Below are 19,172 nucleotides of genomic sequence, written 5' to 3'. Positions count from 1 at the left end.
ATCCTAATTTATAATTAAGGTAAGAGGTGTTTTGGGTGAAAAAATTAAGGTTTGCAATCATTGGTTGCGGAAGAATTTCATATAAACATGTGGAAGCGTTGATAAACAATAAGGAAGAAGCAGTACTCGTAGCTACTTGTGACGTAGACAAGGAAAAGGCAGAATCTAAAGCTTCCGAATACATAAAGGGAATGAATACTCCAGTAAATGTAGGAATTTACGTTGATTATAAGGAAATGTTAGAAAAAGAAGATATAGATGTTGTAGCTATTGCTACAGAAAGTGGATATCATCCTGAAATAACTATACATTGCATGAATAAGGGTAAGCATGCAATTGTTGAAAAGCCAATGGCTCTTTCTATAGAAGATGCAGATGCTATGATAAAATGTGCTAGAGAAAATAATGTAAAGCTTTGTATAAGTCATCAAAATAGATTTAATGAACCTATACAAAAATTAAGAGAAGCTGTAGATTCAGGAAGATTCGGAAGACTTATTAATGGTACGGCAAGAATACTATGGAATAGAAATATGGGTTATTATACCCAAGCTCCTTGGAGAGGTACCTGGGAACTTGATGGTGGTACACTAATGAATCAGTGTATACATAATATAGATTTATTACAATGGATGATGGGCGGAGAGATAGATACTGTATATGCACAGTGCGATACTTTCCTAAGAGATATAGAAGCAGAGGATTTTGGAGCAATTATCATAAGATTTAAAAATGGTTCTATTGGAATAATAGAGGGAACTGCTTGTGTATATCCAAAAAATCTTGAAGAAACATTAAGCATATTTGGTGAAACAGGAACAGTAAGTATAGGTGGTCTTGCTGTAAATAAAATTGAAAACTGGAGATTTGCTGATGGAAAAGATAGCGAAGAGGAAATATTAAAAGAGCAGGGAGAAGATCCAGATTCAGTTTATGGTTTCGGACACACTGCACTTTATAAGGATGTTTTAGATGCTATTAATAATGATAGACAGCCGCTTATAAATGGAGAAGCAGGTAAAATAGGTATGTCTATAATACTTGCAGCTTATAAGTCAAGACTTACAGGAATGCCTGTAAAATTCCCATTAGAAAACTTTTCTACAATGGATATGGTAAATGTAGATAAACTTCATAAGTAATAGTTTAATAAGTAGGGGAGAAAGAGATATGAATTATATATCCGAAACTGCTAATTTAGGTGAAAATGTTACTGTGGGAAAATTTGTAGTAGTAGAAGATGAGGTTACTATAGGAGATAACTGTATTATTGCAAATAATGTAGTTATTCACAAAGGTACTAAAATAGGTAATAACGTAAGAATTGATGACAATACTGTAATAGGAAAAGAGCCTATGAGATCTGTAAATAGTATATTTAAAGATGAGAAGAAGCTGCCGCCAGCAAAAATATCAGATGAGTGTTTAATTGGAGCAGGCGTTATAATATACTGCGGATGTGAAATAGGTGAAAAAACACTTATTGCAGATACAGCTGTAGTAAGAGAAGATGTAACTATTGGATCAAAAACTATAATAGGTAGAGGAACTACAATAGAAAATTTCTGTACAGTTGGCTCTAATTGTAAAATACAAACCAACGTTTATTTAACAGCATATTCAACAGTTGAAGACTATGTATTTATAGCACCTTGTGTAACCACATCAAATGATAACTATGCAGCCCGCTCAAAAGAACGATTTGGAAAGTTTAAGGGCGTTACTGTTAAAAAGGGCGGCAGAATAGGAGCTGGTTCTATTATTTTACCAGGAAAAGTTATTCATGAAGATGGATTTGTAGCAGCAGGAAGTGTAGTAACTAAAGATGTGGATAAAGAAGCTATAGTGGCTGGGAATCCAGCTAAATATTTAAGACAAGTGCCAGAAGATCAACTTCTTAAAAATCAATAATACCTAATGAGGTGTAATTAATGAAAATATGTATGCTAACATCAGGACACGATGTTTTTGATAACAGGATATATTATAAGGAAATACTATCCTTAAAAAAGGTATATGATGAAATATATATCGTAGCTCCAGGAGAAAAGGACTTTGTTACGGAAGATGGAGTTATAGTTAAATGCTTTGCAAAGAGAAAAAACTGGCATGATAGATTTAGACCTATGAATGATATGTTTAAAATAGCAAAGGAAATAAAGGCTCATGTTTACCATGCTCATGAGCCTGATTCCTTTCAAGTAGCTATTAAGTTAAAAAAAGAATTAGGATCAAAGGCGATATATGATTCTCATGAATATCATCCAGAAGGTTTTGCGGAGCATTTTAAATTAGGAAAAGGAATTGTAGAAAAAGCTATATATACTTATGAAAAAATGTTAGGTAAAAATGCAGATTGTATTATATCTGTAAATGAAATTTTAATAAATAAGTTTAAAAGCTACAATAAAAATGTAGTTCTCTTGCCTAATTATCCTGTATTAAAGCAAGAAGTATTAAAGGACTACAATGAAAAGCCTACATTTATTTATGTAGGTGGTTTAAGGGAAGATAGAGGGATATTTAAAACTCTACAAGCTATAAAAAGCGTAAAGGAAGATTGTAAATACATATTTGTAGGCCCATTTGAAACAGAGGACTTTAAAAATAAATGTGAAAGTTATTTAAGACAAGAATTGCAGAATAAAGACGTAACCTTTGTTGGTAAAGTACCTCATGTGGAAGTATTTGATTATTTAAAACAAGCTCATGCAGGTTTTGTTTTACTTCAGCCAGATAATTGGAGATATGTTAACTCAGAGCCAATAAAATTATTTGAATACATGATAAGTAAAACTGCAGTAATAGGAAGTAACTTTGAAATGATAGAAAAAATAGTGAAGAATCCAGATAGCGGTGTTTTGGCAGATCCTTCATCAGAGGACGATATAGCAAGAGCTATTACAAAGATAGCTACGGATTTAGAAGCTGCAAGACGTATGGGGAATATAGGATACGATAAGGTATGTAAATCTTATAACTGGAACGTATGTGAACAAAGACTTCTAGAAGCTTATAAAAGGTTAGAGTAAATTTGGAGGTAGTATGTCTGAAGTAAAAAAGGATATAAAAACTGCAGCTAAGTACAGTATAATTATTACAATTATATTGGTAGTTAGTAAGATGACAGGTTTTTTAAGAGAGTTTATAGTTGCCATACAATTAGGAGCAACTAGAGAATCGGATATATTTAAGATTGCAAGTACTATGCCACAGGTATTTTTTAGTGCTGTGGCAGCGGCACTTGTAACTACGTTTATTCCTATATTTTCAAATGTTAAATCTAATAAGGATGAAGCAAATAAGCTTTTTAATAATGTATTAAATATAATAACCATTTTATGTGTGATTTTAACCGTTATAGGAATAATAGTTTCCCCTCAATTGGTAAAGCTATTTGCTGGGGGAATTAAGGGTCAGGATTTTTTGTTAACTGTTGATATGACAAGGATAATGATGCCATCTATAATATTTTTGGCAGTGAGTGGATTATATACAGGATATTTGCAATCCTATGGAAAGTTTATTCAGCCATCTTTAACTGGAATTGTAGCCAATGTAGTTATAATAATTGGACTCATAGTGTTTTATAAATATTATGGTATAACTGCTGCAATAATTTCAGTATTTGTAGGGGCAATAGCACAGGCTTTAACACAGAGACCTTTTATGGGAAATAATTATAAATATAAATTTTACATAGATATTAAAGACCCTAATGTAAGAAAGATGCTTGCATTAGCTATACCTATTTTAATAAGCAGTGCAGTATCTCAAATAAATATTATGGTATCTAAAAATTTTGCATCTAATTTAGTACCAGGAAGTATTTCGGTAATAGATTATGCAAGTAAATTTAGTACTATAATAAATCAGGTATTCATTGTATCTATAACTACAGTATTATATCCAAAACTTACAGAAAAATATGCTATAGAAGATCATAAAGGATTTAAAGAACTTTTTGTTAAGTCTGTAAATATGGTAGTGATTGTTACTATTCCACTGATCTTTGGACTAGTAGCTTTAAGTGAACCTGTAATTAAAGTGGTTTTAGAGCATGGGAAATTTGATAGTAATGCTACTAAAGTTACGTCTTTATGCCTTAAATATTTAGCGTTTTCTGCTTTTGGTTATTCATTAATGGACATTTTGGGTAAGGTGTTTTTTGCCATGAAAAATACTTTTGTACCTATGTTAAATGGATTTATATTAGTTGTAGTAAATATATTATTTGTAGTTATATTAGCACCTATTATGGGGGTAAATGGTATAGCTCTAGCTACCACTTTATCTGTAACCATTTTAGCTTTAATATTATTTATTGAACTTAAGGCAAGAATTAAAGAAGTAAGATATCTTAAAATTTTTATAAATTTTATAAAGATGGCTACGTCAGGGTTAGTCATGTATGAAGCAGTAGTTTTATCTTATAATATGTTTTATAAGCTAATGCCTCAAGGTAATTTGTTTATAGTGTCAAATATAATAATTTGCACTATAATAGGTGCATTCATATATGTAATTATGTTAATAATATTGAGGGTTGAAGAAATAAAAGGATTATTAAAGAATAAAAAATTAAAATAAGAATTAGGGGAGATAAATAATGATTAAAAAAAATATAAGGTATGCTATATATACCATAATCATTATAATATTGATTTCAATATCAGCATTTTATAGGATGAATTTTTATGAAAGTTATTATGGAGAAAGGCAATTGTCTCCTGAATTAAAAGATAAAACTATAATAAGATTATGGATGAAAAAAAGCATTATATCTCCTACAAGATCTTATCAAATAGAAAAGTTTAATAATACTAATAAGGACAATATACATATAGTATTCTCCGAATATAAGGAGGATTATTATAATGCTTTAAGAACTACTCTTGCATCAGGTTATGGACCAGATATATTTGAATATGGGTTTAATGCTCTGATGAAAAACGATCAAATTGCATATTTAGATGAAATAAATATGGATCTTAACAAAGTGAATAAGGATAACATCGTATATTATAAAGATAGTCCTTTAGGTATTAAACTTATGGAAAATAACGTGAAGTTTATCTGGAATAAAGAGATATTTAAAAAAGCTGGACTAGACCCTAATAAGCCTCCTAAAAGTTGGAGCGAATTAATAGAGTACTCTAATAAAATTAAAAGTAAGTTTCCAGATATAACGGCCTTTGCATTCCCATTTAAGGAATATGAAGATATGAATATTGCTATAGGCCAGCCTAGTGTAAATTCAGGTACTATCTATACAACCTTTTGGAATTATAAACAAGGAAAATACGACTTTAGTTATGCAAAAGATATACTAAATACATATAAGAATTTATATTCAAAAGATATATTAGAAAAAGATTTTGATAAAAAATCTAAGAATCAATTAAGATCTGAGTTTTATCAAGAAAACATAGCAATGATGGTAAGTACTTATGAAGATAAGGCATATTTTTCTAATATATTACCTTTAGGTTTTGAAGTAGGAGTTTCAAACTTAATGCAAGTTGATGAAAAAAGTAAAAGTAAATATTACTTTACAAATAACTCCAATTTTTTAGTATTAAGTAAGACTTCTATAGAAGAAACAAAAGACGATACTGAAGAAATTGTACAGGGAAAAACAAAGAAAAAAGAAGCTATAAAAAAGGTATACGAGTATTTAGTAAGTAATGAAATAAATAATGAAATTTTGCAAACAAAAAATGCATTGCCTATTAATGTTAATAATACTATGATAAGCAATGATGTTTACTCAGGATATAATGATATTAATGATTTTTCTAATCAAAGGTTAGATCCTACTATATTTTTAAGCAGAAATTCAAGATATGAATTGAATTTGGTTTTAGATGCTATAAAGTCTAAAAGTAGTGTAGAAAAGGTTATTGAAGACTTAAATAATCAATATAAAAAATATTATGATTTTGCCATAGATAAAGAAAAGTTTGATTTTGAATATTATAAAATGAAATAATAGGAAAACTGAGATTGGAGAAGTGAAGTAAATGGAAACATATATAAATTACTTCAAAAATGCAATTAAAGATTATTATAAAATATTAATAGGATGTTTTTTAGTTTCTCTCATAGTATCAATTATGCTAATGAAAAGTATAGGTATGGGTACTAGTACAATGCTGTTTGCAGCTTTATTTCTATTATTAGTAGATATGATATTAATAAAAAAGGATAAAAAACTGTCCATATTGATGTTTATATTATTTTTACCAATTTATACAACGGTAAGAAGAATAGTGTATTTTGATGTGCTTTTTTTAAGAGTTACTTTTGAAACAATTTATGTGTTAGTACTTTTCATATTTAGTTTTAAAGATATAAAAGTTAAGATTGCAAGTTATTATAAAAATGATAAAAGAAATTTTAATTTTATTGTCTTAATATTGACCTTTTTAATCTTTTGTATCAATAGCAGCTTTTTTTCTCCAGATTTAATGAAGGGGATAAGCGAGGTACATATAGGTATTGCGACACCTATAATGTTCTTATTAAGTTTTATGGCCTATTTTAATAAGGACGATAAAGAGAAAGTGTTTTATGCTTTAATATTAGCTTTAAGTTTTAGTTGTATATATGGTTACTTGCAATTGTTTAGCAGGGGAATTTCTTTATCAGCTATAAAGTCCAATAGAATTTACTTAACTTATGGTTTTCATAACGTTAATATTTTCGCAGGTATACTTATTACTGTATTTCCTCTTTTATTAGAGTTAGTGTTATATAAAAAAAATAGTTTAAGAAAACAAGTATTTTTAAGTCTTATGCTTTTAAACTATGTATTTGCAATATTATTAACATTTAGTAGAGGGGCATGGTTATGCCTATTAATTACTGTATTTATAGCTTTACTAAGTAAAAAGTATAGAAAGATATTATATATAGGATTAATACCATTAGTGATTGGATTTAAGCCGATATTTTCATACATAATTAATAGGGGAACAACTACATCATTTTTACAAAACGAATCCGCAGTGGCAAGACTACAATCGATATTTACTGATTTAGTTATGATTGTGAAATATCCGTTTGGTATAGGTGGAGGTAACTTTTCTATTGCATATAAAAAGTTTGCCTTTCAGGGATATTTAGCAATGCCTGAGGATATAAGATTTAACGCAACGGTTGCTCATTATCCTTTAGAACATGCACATAATATTTTATTGCAAATTGCAGTAGAGTTTGGAGTAGTTTCTTTGATAATATTTATAGCAATTATATTAAATAGATTAATAGTATGCTTTAAAAGTTATTCATACAATAGACCTTTGATTAATTCAGTATTTATATATGTTATATTTTCTACTTTAACAGGAAATGAATTTAATCATAAGGGAGTAATAACAGGAACTCTCGTGATATTTATAATTTTTGGCCTGATTTCTATACTTAATGAAGAAAGTAAAAGCTTAAAAAACTAATTTCAAATTATAGGAGAGATTTAGATGAATAATAGTAACCTTACAGTGTCTATAGTAATTCCTTGTAGAAACGAAGAAAATTATATAAAAAAGTGTTTAGAATCTTTTATAAATCAATCCTATTCTAAGGAATTATATGAAATACTTGTTTGTGATGGCATGTCAACAGATAAAACAAGAGAAATTATAAAAAGTTATATGAAGGAATATTCAAATATAAAGATTATAGATAATGAAGGCTTATCCGCACCTAAAGGAATGAATAAAGGAATAAACTACAGCAAAGCTGATGTAATAATAATATTTGGAGCTCATGCATATGCAGATAAGGACTTTATAAAGGAAAATGTAAATGCTCTTATTAAGAATAAAGAGGTAGGATGCGTTGGCGGACCTATAGAAACTATTAATGAAGACAATAAAGGCAGAGCTATTTCTGCTGCAATGAGTTCTCCGTTTGGTGTCGGAAATGCATTATTTAGATATGCTAAGGAAGAAATTTTTGTTGATACAGTTGCCTTTGGATGCTATTTTAAAAAAGTATTAAATAAAATAGGATATTTTGACGAAGAGCTTGTGAGAAATCAAGACGATGAATTGAATTTTAGGGTAATAAAAAATGGATATAAAATATTACTATCACCTAAAATAAAATCTTACTATTACAGCAGATCTGCTTTAAAAAAGCTCTGGAAGCAATATTATCAGTATGGATTTTGGAAAGTAAGAGTAATGCAAAAGCACGGAAGACCGGCATCTATAAGACACTTAATTCCAGCATTATTTGTTACTACAAATATACTAGGAGTAGGGTTAGGATTATTTTATAAATGGATACTTTATTTATGGTTTTTAGAAATATTTTTATATTTAATAGGAGATATTATATTTTCATCAAAGCTAATTAAAAATAATAAGGGTATATTTCCATATATATTTTCAATATTTCCTATTCTTCATCTAAGTTATGGGTTAGGATTTGTAAATGGAATATTCAGCTTTTACATATTTAAATCTAAGAAATCTATTGAAAAAAATACAAAAATGTCAAGATAAATATAATAAGCACACAGATATTGAAATTTTACAATACCTTGTGTGCTTAATTTGTGTATAATATATAGGGAGACATTTCAATAAATCGAGATGTGTTTGAAAGGAGAATAAAAATGGAAACAAGCACTAGATTCTTAAGCTTTTTATTATACATATATATGATTGTATTACCCATTGCTCCAAGCAAGTTCAAAGTAGGTAATATTCCTTTTAATGGTGATATATTATTAGCTTTGCTTATAGTTTGCTATTTAATTATGCTTGCAATATTTAAAAATGTTCGAAATAGATTTCTATATGGATTAAAAGACTTTTTTACAAATTATTTGACTATATTTATATCTTTACTGATATTCATAATGCTAATTTCTGTATCCTATTCTACCGATAAAAAATTAGCATTAAGTGAAAGTATAAGATTTGCTACATATGGAGCATTGTTTTTTATAATAAAATATGAATTAAATAACAAGTATATTTCAAATAATATACTAAAGCTATATATTTACGTAGTTAGTTTAATAAGTTCTATAGGTATACTTGAATATATACTAGGTATAGGATTTATACAAAAGAGTGAACATGGAATAAGAACTAGAATTTTTTCCACTTTAGAAAACTCTAACAATCTGGGTGCTTTTATGGTAATAGGATTTTTCCCAATAGTAATGTTAATGTTAAACGAAAAAGAAAAAAGAAGAAAACTATATTTGGGAATAGCAAGTTTATTAACGTTTACAAACATAATATTAAGCTTTTCAAGAAATGCTTGGTTAGCATTAGTAGTAGGAATTATAATATTATCTTTAACCTATAGTTGGAAGATAATATTAGGCATGGGAGGACTAGGCGTTATATCATTATTAATTCCACAAATAAATAATAGGTTATTAGAGTTTACTGATAAAAGTCAAAATTTATCTAGAATAAAATTATGGGATATTGCATTTATGATGATTAAAGACCATCCCTTTACCGGCGTTGGGAATGGGAATTATAGGGTTATGTACGATATATATAAGTTAAAGTACAAAAAGAAAATAGAGTACTATCCAACAGATAATTTTCATACACACAATGTTTTTTTAAAGATACAATCTGAATTAGGGTTATTTGGAACAGCAGCTTTCTTAGGTATAATTATAAGTATAGTTGTTAACGTAGTAAGATTTATAAAAAGAATTGATATTAAGTTTTATAAGATATTTTATACTGGATTTTTTGCTTCAGTGATATCGTTTGTTTTTATGAATATTATAGATAACTTTTTTTCTGCGCCTAAAGTAATAGCTTTTTTTTGGATTTTAGTAGCTAATTTTGAAGGAATATTATATAAGAATCAAGAGAGTTAGAGGAAGATAATTACTATGAAAATGTACTATAATTTTTTGAATATATTATTGTGTATATATATTTTTTTGTTCATAGCATTACCGATTACGTCAAAATATAAGGTTGTAGGATTAAATATACATGTTGTGCTAAGTATACTTATGGCCTATTATGTACTTGGAGTGGTTTTAAATAGAGAAGTTAGAAATAAATCCATAAGTTCAGTTAAAAGATTTTTTAAAAATAAATGTAATATTGTTCTTAGTTTATGCGCACTATGGATGATATTTAGTATAACCTATTCTGCAGATAAGGCTTCTGCTATATCAGAAGTTGAAATGTACATGAAGTATTTATTTATATACTTTTTAATTGAGGATCAAACCCATAATAAAAGATATGTAGATAATATACTTAATAGTTTTATATTCACCTTAATAATAGTATCTATAGTAACCTTTATTGATACTATAAAAGGAATTGGAATAGAACAAACATCAGAAGGAGTAAATAGAATAAGAGTAGAATCGCTGCTTGAAAATTCCAATAACCTTGGGGCGTTTTTTATATTATTTATATTTCCTTTTATAATGTTATCTATTTATGAAAAGGAAAAGAGAAGAAAGTACTTGTACATAATAATTTCATTTTTATGCTTATTTAATATAATCGTAAGTTATTCTAGAAATGCATGGATGGCCTTTGGAGTTGGATGTTTACTAGTAGTGATTATATATAATAAAAAATTTATAGTGCCATTTTTAGGCGTATTTTTAATAGGATTATTAATTCCTGAAATTTCAATGAGACTAACGGAATTTAATGATTTTAGTCAAAATATTACTAGAATTAAATTATGGGAAACTACATTGTTAATGATAAAGGAACATGCTTTATTGGGCGTAGGGGTAGGAAATTTTTCTTATCAATATGATAACTATATAAAAAGATTTGCAGAACTTAAGTACTCAGATTATCAAATATTTCATCCTCATAATGTATTTTTGCAGGTGCAAGCTGAATTGGGTATTATTGGAATTATATTAATTATAAGCTTAATAATATTTATAATTATGAAAATAAGAAAATACATACATGAAACTTCAAGTAGTTTACATAAAAATTTTTATAGAGGATTTTATATTTCTTTTATAGTTTTTGTTTTTATAATGAACATGGTAGATGATTTTTTCTCAGCTCCTAAAATTATCTTAATATTTATAGTTATTATATCCATACCAATTAATTCAAAGAAGCTTGAAGTTATGTAATATGGAGGTGATACCAATTAATATATTACAAGTTATAACAGGAAATGATAACGGCGGTGGGGGAAATCATGTTATAAATATATGTTTAAATAATATAAGTGAAATGAAGTGTTCTCTTTGCTTAATAGGAGATGGAATGTTATATGAAAGGGCTAAAGAGCTACATATACCAGCAACCTATTATAGTTTTAAAGAACTTTTAGGAGATAAGTTAGGAGAGTATATTAAAAAAAATAATATAGATATAGTTAATTTTCATGGAGCCAAGGCAAATTTTTTATATTTTATGATATCTCATAAAATAAAGGTACCATGTGTTGTTACAATTCATAGTGACTATAGGTACGATTTTATAAACAACAAGTTTAAAAGAATATTTTTTACTCCATTAAGCATTTTAGGGTTGAAAAAATATAAAAATTATATTTGTGTATCGCAATATCTAAAAAATCTAATAAGTAAAAAAGAATTTAAAGGAAATAAATATGTAATACCTAATGGGATTTCTTTAGAAGAAACTTATTTAAAGCAAAATAGAGAGTCAATAAGAAATATATATAATATATCTAAGAATGAGTTTTTATATTCAATGGTGGGAAGAATGCATCCAATAAAAAACCATGATGGCTTAATAGATGCTTTTTTTAAACTTCAAATTGAAATAAGAGATGTAAAATTAATGCTTTTAGGATTTGGAGATTTAGAGGAAACATTAAAAGAAAAGGTTGAAAAGTTAAATATACAGGATAAAGTAATATTTGCGGGATTTAAAGAAAATATATTAGATTACATAAATGCATCAGATGTAGGCGTGCTAACTTCGTTTAGCGAAGGGGGAGCACCACCACTCGCAGTACTTGAGACTGCTTTGATGAAAAAGACAATCATATGCTCTAAGGTTGGAGATATGGAAAGTATAATAAGTGAAAATGAGGGATTCTTAGTAAATCCTTATGATATAAATGACATACATGATAAAATGAGATGTGCTTACATGAATAAAGAGAAGATAGAATTAATGGGCGAAAATCTTTATAATAAAGTTATACATGAATTTTCATTGGATAACTTTTGGGAAAGATACTTTGATGCGTATAGTAAAATTTTAAGTGGAGTGAATTAGATGAAAGAATCTAAGTTTATAAAGAGTTCTTTAATAGTAATGATGTTTACCATAATAGGGAAGGTTTTGGCTGTAATTAGAGATTCTCTAGTAGCAGCAAAGTTTGGAGCATCAGATATTTCAGACATATATAATTTTTCTATAGGAATAGTATATTTACTTACCACAATAAGTTATGGACTTACAACTACATTTATACCAATGAATACAGAATATATTGAGAAAAAAGAAGAAACTTCTAGAATTAAATTTGTAAATAATACCGTAAATGTATATGGCATTTTTACAATATTATTAATATTAATATTAATAATATTCACAAAATATATTGTCTTAGTATTTGCTCCTGGATTCAAAGAAAATCAATACGTATTTAATACTACTGTAAATATTGTAAGAATTATGCTTTTATCATTGGTTTTCATAAGTATTCAAAGTGTTATTACTGGGGTACTTCAATCTCATAATGAATTTTATGAACCTGCTGCTATGTCACTTGTTTCAAATATTGTATTCATAATTTATTTGATTTTTTTAACAGCTAAGTATGGAATATATGGCTTTGCTTGGGCAACAGTGATAAGCTTCTTAGCGCAACTCATAATAAATCTTCCTAAATATAAAGCTTTAGGATATACATATAAATGGACTTTTAATATAAAAGATAAGAAATTAATAAGTATGTTTATGCTTATGACTCCTGTTATAATAAGTACTTCACTTATTCAGTTAAATAATTTTATAAATAGAGCTTTTGCAACCAAATTGTTTGTAGGAGCAGCTACGGTACTTGATTATTCAAATAAAATAAATACATTGGCCTATGAGGTTTTTGCAATAGGTATAGCTATGGTTATATATCCATTTCTATCTAGATACGCAGTAAATGGAGTGACAAAAGAATATAAAGAAACTTTATCTAAGGGAATAAATATGATATTACTTATAATGGTTCCTGCATCTATTGCTATAGCAATACTTAGAGTACCTCTTATAACTTTAATTTTCAAAAGAGGAGCCTTTGACCAAGAAGCTGTAAACTTAACAGCAAATGCATTACTATTTTACTCACCAGCTATGATAGCATATGGATTAAGAGATATATTAAACAAGGCTTTTTATGCGGTTAAGGATACTAAAACTCCCATGATAAATAGCTTTTTTGGAATAATAATAAATGTTGTTATAAACATATTCATAGTAAAATATATGAAGGTTTCGGGGCTAGCACTTGCCACAAGTATCTCTTCTATAATTATTACTTTGCTAATGCTTATAAATTTAAATAAAAAGATGAACGGAATTGAACTAAAAAACATTTATGTTACATTTATAAAAACTTTAATTTCAGCAGCTATTATGGGCATTATAATAAATATAATAAGCACTTATTGTATGAATACTTTTGGAAATAATGCATATGGAAGTTTGATTTCATTACTTTTAAATTTTGTAATAGGATTAACTACATATTTTGTATTTATATATTTTTTAAAAGTAGAAGAAATTTATTACTTTTTTAACCTGTTAAAAAATAAAAAAATAAATAAGGGGGAATTTGATATGCAAAATAATTTAATAGAAATAAATGAACAAAATCATATCAGAAATAAAAAAGTTCAGTTTGCAATAAAGAGATTTATGGACATAGTGCTATCCTTATGCGGCATAATAGTTTTGTCTCCTATATATTTAATTCTTATATTACTTATAAAGTTAGATTCTAAAGGACCGGCTGTATTTAAACAGGTAAGAGTAGGAAAAGATAATAAAGATTTTACTATATATAAGTTTAGAACAATGATTGTGGATGCGGAGAAGAAAAGAAGCTTAGAAATAAATCCGGAGGACATAGGTAATTTTGTTTTCCAAAGTAAGGAAGACAATAGAATTACAAAAATGGGTTCTTTTTTAAGAAAAACCAGCTTAGATGAGCTCCCTCAGCTTTTTAATGTTTTTAAAGGGGACATGAGTTTAGTTGGACCAAGACCTGAAATTCCTGATGTAGTAAAATATTATCCTCCTGAATATTCACAAAGGCTTTTAGTTTTACCTGGAATTACAGGACTTGCACAAGTAAGTGGAAGAGGAGAAATAGAACTTGCTAAAACTATATATTATGATTTAACATATATTAAGAATTTTTCAGTATGGTTAGATATAAAAATATTATTTAAGACAGTATTTTCCGTATTTAAAAAAGAAGGAGCATTTTAAGATATGTTTAGCAAGGTGTTAGGTTATAAGGTATTTAATAAAGATGAAGAAGAACTTTTTAAATATATAAGTGAATTTAATAAAGTGCATATAATATCTGGAAACCCAGAGGTATTGAATAATGGTCTTAAAAATGAGGAGTTATTTAACAATTTTACTTCTGAAAATTCTATAATTATTCCTGATGGAATAGGAACAGTTATTGCATCCAAGGCATTAAATCAAGGTGTACAAAAGAAGATAGCTGGAATTGAAGTTATGGAAAAGCTTTTGGAAAAGTGTGAAGCGGAGGGAAGAAGCATATATCTTTTAGGAACAAAGGAAGAAGTGCTTCAGAAGTGTATAAGAAACTTAAAAATAAAACACCCAAGGCTTATTATTTTAGGAAGCCATAATGGTTTTTTTGATTTGAATAATTGTAGTGAATTAATAACAGAAATAAATAAATTAAAGCCTTATGCTCTTTTTGTAGCTATGGGAGCCCCTAGACAGGAACTATTCATAACTAAATATATGGATGAATTAAATGCAAATATATTTATGGGCGTGGGAGGATGTTTTGATGTATTTGCAGGAGAAGTAAAGAGAGCACCTAAATGGATGATAAATTTAGGACTAGAATGGCTGTATAGAGTGAGTAAGGAACCTTATAGAATAAAGAGACTTGGATCGATTCCTGCATTCATTGCAAAGGCAATATTTAAAAGTTAGATAAAATCTAGTTATGATGTTCGGTTATATAAAATAATATTAAATTAAAAAAGCACAAGGCAATTTATTTATGACAACCTTGTGCTTTTTATTTTAAACTAAATTTTATTTAAGTTCTTCAAGTGAAGCAAATCTATATCCTTTAGCTTTTAATTCTTTTATAACATCATCTAATATTTCAGTATTGGTTTTAGAAACTGCATGTAAAAGCATTATCGCTCCGCTATGAGTTCTATCCATTATCATCTTTTTAGCATAGTCATGTGAAGGCTGGTTGTTAATATCCCAATCCTTATAAGCAAAGCTCCAGAAAATAGTTTTATAACCTAATTCTTTAGTATAAGAAAGGGAAAGCTCGCTGTATTTACCCATAGGTGGTCTAAAGAACTTAGGCATATCTTTACCCGTAAGGTCTTTAAATACTTTTGCTGTATTTTCAAGTTCATAATTAAACTTATCTTTGCCTTTTAAGGCAGTTGAAGCCATTGAAGGATGGTTAGTTGAGTGGTTACATACTAAGTGACCTTCATCCATCATTCTTTTAACCAAATCTGAACTGGTCTTTATATAAGGTGTTACTACAAAAAATGCTGCTGGTACATTATTGGCTTTTAGTATGTCCAATATTTTCCCAGTATATCCATTTTCATAACCCTCATCAAATGTAAGATATAAAACTTTTTCATTTGTATTTCCAAGGTAATATCCATCTTGTTTAGTTATTAAATTTAATATGCTAGGGTCAACAGTTGATGGAGTTCCATCTTTTTTAGGTATGAAAAACCAATCACGTTCCTTTGTCTCTAAAGTAGTTGTACTTAATTGAGGTTTAGATTCCTCAGTAGCATCTTTAGAAGGCTGATCAACCTTATTTTCTATTGGCTTTTCATCTTTTTCTACAGCTTCATCGGAAGGTTTTTTATCTAAATTATCCTTAGTTGAAGTATTTTCTTCAGTATTTATTTCTTCCTCTGAAATATTTTTTTCTTCATTTACTGTATTATTATTTTTATTATCTGGGGAATTACTAGCTTGTTCATTTACTGAGCCTGATCCAGGGTTTGTATATACTTTTTCATTACTACTTTTACAGCCTATTAAAGAAAAACAAAGCATGACGGATATTAAAATAGAAAGATGTTTCTTTTTCATATTTAATCACCTACCTAATATATGATATACTTTAGTTTGTGTGTATTACTACTTAATATACGATGGAGAGAGATAAAATGATTGATATATTTTTGGAAAAGATAGACGAGTTATATAATATTATTGTACTTCCAATGGATAAGAGTTACAAGACGGAAGCTCTAAAAAAGTACAAAAATTCATTTTTTTTAAAAAATGAAGAATATTTTGGAGAAATTTATTATAATAACTTTGGCAGAGATAAATATAAAGGTGCTATATATACTCCACAGGAAATATCAGAGTATATGATAAAAATGGTTATCTCAAAAGAGGATATAATAAATAACCCATATATTAAAATATTAGATCCTGCTTCGGGATGTGGAAATATACTTATACCTTGCTATAGTTATCTTTATAGCATTTATAAAGATAACCTAAGCGAAATTAATAAAAAAAACAACTTAGATCTAAATATAGATAATATTCCAAGTCATATAGTTAAAAATAACATTTTTGGTATGGATATAGATAATGCTGCATTAAAAATACTTGTAATAGACTTATTTCTAATAAGCGGGGAAGTAAAGCCTCAAAACTTTAAAAATGAAGATTTTTTGTTAAACGAGATTAAAAATAAATATGAAATTATAATTGGAAATCCACCATATATAGGTCATAAATCTATAGATAAGGATTATTCGCTGAAGTTGAAGAAAGCTTATAAAGAAGTTTATAGCGATAAGGGGGACATTTGTTATTGTTTCTTTAAAAAAACCAAGGAATTATTAAAGTCCGAAGGAAAGGTTGTATATATTTTAGCGAGATATTTTATAGAGGCCCAAAATGGAATAAGCTTAAGAAAATATATATCAAATAATTTCTCTGTAAGAGAAATAGTAGACTTTTATGGATTAAGGCCCTTTAAAAATACAGGAGTAGATCCAGTTATAATTTATGCTAATAACTCTAATGTGCAAAATGATATTAATGTTATAAAGCCATTAAAGATTAAGGGACAAAATAAAAAAGAGTTCTATGAATCGTTGTTTTTTAATAAAGGACGTAATTATAATAGCTTTACTATAGGGGAATATGCCATAAAGAATAGTACTTGGATACTTAGAAGTAACATGGAGAGAAATATACTAGATAAAATTAAAAGGAAGTCTAGTTTGAAGTTGAAAGACGTATGTAACAGCTATCAAGGAATTATAACAGGATGCGATAAGGCATTTATAGTTTCGGAAGAAACAATTAAAAATAAAAATCTAGAAATAGATATATTAAGGCCCTGGATAAAAAGCAGTTATATAGAAAAAAATCATATAAAGGATGCAAAAGAGTACATAATTTATGCTGATTTTATAAATGATGATGAAAGCAAATATATCAATGCATTAAATCACATAAAACCATATGAATACAAGCTTATGAATAGAAGAGAGTGTAGAAATGGTATAAGAAGGTGGTATCAGCTACAATGGGGGAGAAAACCTTCCATTTTTGAAGGTGAGAAGATAATTTTTCCTTATAAAAGTAATAGTAACAGATTTGCATTAGATAAAGGAAGTTTTTTTAGTGCAGATATATATAGCTTGATTTTAAAAGAAGGAAAAAGCTATGATTATAAAACACTATTATTTTTATTGAATAGTAGTATATATGAATTTTATTATCATTGTTTTGCAAAAAAGCTAGGAGAAGATTTATACGAATATTATCCTAATACATTAATGGAATTAATGATACCGTTAGAATGTGATATAACCTTTTTAGAAGAAAATAAGTTATATCAATACTTTGAAATTACAGATGAGGAAAAAAAGATCATTGAAGAAAGTCTATGAGAATCTAGCAATGGGTAGTTCACAACTATTATGTGAAATTGAATATAAATATTAAGTTTATATAAAAGAAAGCCCCTAAGGGACTTTCTTTTATAACTATTTAAGCAATTCTTCTACAAATTTAGGGAGTACAAAAGAAGCCTTATGTAATCTTGGAGTGTAGTATTTTGTTTCAAAAGAAAGATTCTCTGGAACAGTTGCATTTTCTGGATCATGTTTTTTAGAACCTACTGTAAAACTCCAGTATCCAGATGGATATGTAGGTATTGCTGCCATAAATAACTTAGTAACGGGGAAAGTTGATTTGGCATCATCATAAACTCTTTTCACTACATCTGGAAGATAGAAAGGTGTTTCAGTTTGTGCAATAAATATTCCATCTTCAGTTAAGCACTCGTATATTTCTTTATAAAAGCTTCCTCCAAATAGTCCTTCGGCTGCTCCAAATGGATCAGTAGAATCAACTATTATAACATCAAATTCATTTTTGTGCTCATGAACATATTTAATTCCATCCCCTATGAAAACTTCACATCTTGCATCATCTAGCGCACAGCTTATTTCTGGAAGATATTTTTTACATTCATTTACAACATCTTCATCTATTTCGCATAATACAGCTTTTTCTATGGAAGGATGCTTTAATATTTCACGTATTGCTCCTCCATCTCCACCACCTACAACTAATACCTTTTTAGGATTTGGATGAGTGAATAGTGGAATATGGGCAATCATTTCATGATAAACATACTCATCATTTATAGTAGTTTGAACTATGCCATCTAATACTAGCATTCTTCCCAAAGCATAAGTATCCACAATAGCAAGATCTTGATACTTTGTTTGCTTTGTAACTAACGTTTCCTTTATTTTATAAGTCATAACAGCATCTGATATTTGACCTTCTTTTAACCATAAATCCATATAAGTAGTACCTCCTGTAATATAAATATTAAACATCTCAAATATATTGAGATGTTATGATTTATAGACATATAAATCATGCAATACAACAAAAATA

Annotated in this window: 15 protein-coding genes and 1 pseudogene; 14 read left to right on the top strand and 2 right to left on the bottom strand. The window is 27.9% G+C overall.

All coding sequences use genetic code 11. The annotated features are described in order from the left end of the window. Positions 1-35 precede the first annotated feature (35 nt). From BSD9I1_RS14635 to BSD9I1_RS14575, 13 genes and pseudogenes are all read left to right on the top strand, one after another. Positions 36-1,142 (top strand): Gfo/Idh/MocA family protein, encoded by a 1,107-nt coding sequence (locus tag BSD9I1_RS14635; RefSeq protein ID WP_035308230.1) that lies wholly within the window; start codon positions 36-38, stop codon positions 1,140-1,142. 28 nt (positions 1,143-1,170) lie between these two features. Next, positions 1,171-1,911 carry an acyltransferase gene (locus tag BSD9I1_RS14630; RefSeq protein ID WP_186430956.1) on the top strand — a complete coding sequence of 247 codons (741 nt, stop codon included), beginning with the start codon at positions 1,171-1,173 and terminating at the stop codon, positions 1,909-1,911. Between the two features lie 20 nt (positions 1,912-1,931). Then, positions 1,932-3,032, top strand: a complete 1,101-nt coding sequence (locus BSD9I1_RS14625; RefSeq protein WP_186430955.1) for a glycosyltransferase family 4 protein — start codon at positions 1,932-1,934, stop codon at positions 3,030-3,032. 13 nt (positions 3,033-3,045) lie between these two features. Continuing rightward, positions 3,046-4,590 (top strand): murein biosynthesis integral membrane protein MurJ, encoded by a 1,545-nt coding sequence (murJ, locus tag BSD9I1_RS14620; protein WP_186430954.1) that lies wholly within the window; start codon positions 3,046-3,048, stop codon positions 4,588-4,590. A gap of 19 nt (positions 4,591-4,609) precedes the next feature. Further along, positions 4,610-5,992, top strand: a complete 1,383-nt coding sequence (locus tag BSD9I1_RS14615; RefSeq protein WP_186430953.1) for an ABC transporter substrate-binding protein — start codon at positions 4,610-4,612, stop codon at positions 5,990-5,992. Between the two features lie 31 nt (positions 5,993-6,023). Beyond that, the gene (locus BSD9I1_RS14610; RefSeq protein ID WP_186430952.1) at positions 6,024-7,457 is read left to right on the top strand and encodes an O-antigen ligase; all 1,434 of its coding nucleotides are present in this window, start codon (positions 6,024-6,026) and stop codon (positions 7,455-7,457) included. Positions 7,458-7,481: 24 nt separating this feature from the next. Continuing rightward, a complete protein-coding gene (locus BSD9I1_RS14605) occupies positions 7,482-8,513 on the top strand; it encodes a glycosyltransferase family 2 protein (RefSeq protein WP_186430951.1) in 1,032 nt (343 codons plus the stop codon). 113 nt (positions 8,514-8,626) lie between these two features. Continuing rightward, positions 8,627-9,865: an O-antigen ligase gene (locus tag BSD9I1_RS14600; protein WP_186430950.1), complete on the top strand. Its 1,239-nt coding sequence runs from the start codon at positions 8,627-8,629 to the stop codon at positions 9,863-9,865. A gap of 15 nt (positions 9,866-9,880) precedes the next feature. After that, on the top strand, positions 9,881-11,116 hold the full coding sequence (locus BSD9I1_RS14595) for an O-antigen ligase (protein WP_186430949.1): 1,236 nt from the start codon (positions 9,881-9,883) through the stop codon (positions 11,114-11,116). 1 nt (position 11,117) lies between these two features. Continuing rightward, positions 11,118-12,239 (top strand): glycosyltransferase family 4 protein, encoded by a 1,122-nt coding sequence (locus tag BSD9I1_RS14590; RefSeq protein ID WP_242966503.1) that lies wholly within the window; start codon positions 11,118-11,120, stop codon positions 12,237-12,239. Further along, positions 12,240-13,790: pseudogene (murJ, locus tag BSD9I1_RS14585) on the top strand (murein biosynthesis integral membrane protein MurJ); the annotation flags it as partial. 12 nt (positions 13,791-13,802) lie between these two features. Beyond that, a complete protein-coding gene (locus BSD9I1_RS14580; protein WP_186431109.1) occupies positions 13,803-14,456 on the top strand; it encodes an exopolysaccharide biosynthesis polyprenyl glycosylphosphotransferase in 654 nt (217 codons plus the stop codon). Positions 14,457-14,459: 3 nt separating this feature from the next. After that, positions 14,460-15,167, top strand: coding sequence for a WecB/TagA/CpsF family glycosyltransferase (locus tag BSD9I1_RS14575; RefSeq protein ID WP_186430948.1), 708 nt, complete (start codon positions 14,460-14,462; stop codon positions 15,165-15,167). 105 nt (positions 15,168-15,272) lie between these two features. On the opposite strand, the gene pdaA is transcribed toward BSD9I1_RS14575, so the two are convergent. Next, positions 15,273-16,319, bottom strand: a complete 1,047-nt coding sequence (gene pdaA / locus BSD9I1_RS14570) for a delta-lactam-biosynthetic de-N-acetylase (RefSeq protein ID WP_186430947.1) — start codon at positions 16,317-16,319, stop codon at positions 15,273-15,275. Between the two features lie 77 nt (positions 16,320-16,396). Here pdaA and BSD9I1_RS14565 point away from each other — a divergent pair, with 77 nt between their 5' ends. Further along, positions 16,397-18,151, top strand: coding sequence for an Eco57I restriction-modification methylase domain-containing protein (locus BSD9I1_RS14565; RefSeq protein WP_242966501.1), 1,755 nt, complete (start codon positions 16,397-16,399; stop codon positions 18,149-18,151). 96 nt (positions 18,152-18,247) lie between these two features. On the opposite strand, the gene speE is transcribed toward BSD9I1_RS14565, so the two are convergent. After that, on the bottom strand, positions 18,248-19,075 hold the full coding sequence (speE, locus tag BSD9I1_RS14560) for a polyamine aminopropyltransferase (RefSeq protein ID WP_035308252.1): 828 nt from the start codon (positions 19,073-19,075) through the stop codon (positions 18,248-18,250). Between the last annotated feature and the right edge of the window lie 97 nt (positions 19,076-19,172).

This window comes from Clostridium sp. BSD9I1 (genome assembly GCF_900185645.1).
GTDB lineage: Bacteria > Bacillota > Clostridia > Clostridiales > Clostridiaceae > Clostridium_AK.
The sequence above is the reverse complement of the archived record's forward strand: the minus strand, read 5'-3'. Positions and strand labels throughout refer to the sequence as shown.

What these genes read in the sequence shown, in the direction of transcription:
- BSD9I1_RS14575 (WP_186430948.1), top strand. Translation starts at nt 14,460, where the DNA reads ATGTTTAGCAAGGTGTTAGGTTATAAGGTATTTAATAAAGATGAAGAA.
- BSD9I1_RS14610 (WP_186430952.1), top strand. Translation starts at nt 6,024, where the DNA reads ATGGAAACATATATAAATTACTTCAAAAATGCAATTAAAGATTATTAT.
- speE (WP_035308252.1), bottom strand. Translation starts at nt 19,075, where the DNA reads ATGGATTTATGGTTAAAAGAAGGTCAAATATCAGATGCTGTTATGACT.
- BSD9I1_RS14565 (WP_242966501.1), top strand. Translation starts at nt 16,397, where the DNA reads ATGATTGATATATTTTTGGAAAAGATAGACGAGTTATATAATATTATT.
- BSD9I1_RS14595 (WP_186430949.1), top strand. Translation starts at nt 9,881, where the DNA reads ATGAAAATGTACTATAATTTTTTGAATATATTATTGTGTATATATATT.
- pdaA (WP_186430947.1), bottom strand. Translation starts at nt 16,319, where the DNA reads ATGAAAAAGAAACATCTTTCTATTTTAATATCCGTCATGCTTTGTTTT.
- murJ (WP_186430954.1), top strand. Translation starts at nt 3,046, where the DNA reads ATGTCTGAAGTAAAAAAGGATATAAAAACTGCAGCTAAGTACAGTATA.
- BSD9I1_RS14600 (WP_186430950.1), top strand. Translation starts at nt 8,627, where the DNA reads ATGGAAACAAGCACTAGATTCTTAAGCTTTTTATTATACATATATATG.
- BSD9I1_RS14625 (WP_186430955.1), top strand. Translation starts at nt 1,932, where the DNA reads ATGAAAATATGTATGCTAACATCAGGACACGATGTTTTTGATAACAGG.
- BSD9I1_RS14580 (WP_186431109.1), top strand. Translation starts at nt 13,803, where the DNA reads ATGCAAAATAATTTAATAGAAATAAATGAACAAAATCATATCAGAAAT.
- BSD9I1_RS14605 (WP_186430951.1), top strand. Translation starts at nt 7,482, where the DNA reads ATGAATAATAGTAACCTTACAGTGTCTATAGTAATTCCTTGTAGAAAC.
- BSD9I1_RS14630 (WP_186430956.1), top strand. Translation starts at nt 1,171, where the DNA reads ATGAATTATATATCCGAAACTGCTAATTTAGGTGAAAATGTTACTGTG.
- BSD9I1_RS14590 (WP_242966503.1), top strand. Translation starts at nt 11,118, where the DNA reads ATGGAGGTGATACCAATTAATATATTACAAGTTATAACAGGAAATGAT.
- BSD9I1_RS14615 (WP_186430953.1), top strand. Translation starts at nt 4,610, where the DNA reads ATGATTAAAAAAAATATAAGGTATGCTATATATACCATAATCATTATA.